Below are 764 nucleotides of genomic sequence, written 5' to 3' on the forward strand. Positions count from 1 at the left end.
TCTATATACATAGTTACTTTTAACCAAGAAAGTATTTCTTTTAGTTCCATATAATTTATGACTAAATTATTTTCTCTTAATTTACTGATAAATTTTTCCTGTATTTTTTTAAAATCGTTTTCCAAACCACTATCAATATACTCTTCTATAATTTCATTTTCTTTTATATAAAGGTCTACTATCAATTCTCTTCTTTCTTTCATGCTATTCATAATTCTTAATCCATAGTGAGATTTTCTTTCTAGCTTAAGATTGTATTTTTCTAAATAAGAATCAATATCTTCTTTATATCCTTTTACTACTGACCTACTTGACCTTAATTTACCTAGTATTTTGTCTATAGTTATATAATCTTCATTTAAGATAATACATGAAATTATACTTTCAACGTTTAACTTAGGTTGATCTAGATACTTAGATAACTCAACTTTAAATTTCTCAAATAAAGTACTATCTTCAATCTCTAATAAATAACCTAACCCTCTTTTTTGTATTATATTAAAACCTTTATCACTAGATACTTTAGATAAATATGAAAAATCATTTTGTAGTGTTCTTTTAGACACAGAATACTTATCTATAAAATATGCTATAGATAGATACTTATTTGTGTCTTCTAAATCATTTATAATATTTAATATTCGCACTCTTACACCTCCCTATTATTTATTCTTACGTTCTAAAAATAATGTAAAATTATTTTGTTTTTTATCACTTGTGTAATTTAATATCGATTTGTGTAAGATGCTTATATTGTTATTATA

At 22.8% G+C, this 764-nt stretch carries 1 pseudogene; it reads right to left on the reverse strand.

The window, feature by feature from the left end:
• Positions 1 to 647, reverse strand: a pseudogene (locus tag KGF52_RS21030) (HTH domain-containing protein); the annotation flags it as partial.
• Positions 648 to 764 lie beyond the last annotated feature (117 nt).

Origin of the sequence: Clostridioides sp. ZZV15-6597 (assembly GCF_020657815.1) — a bacterium.
GTDB lineage: Bacteria > Bacillota > Clostridia > Peptostreptococcales > Peptostreptococcaceae > Clostridioides.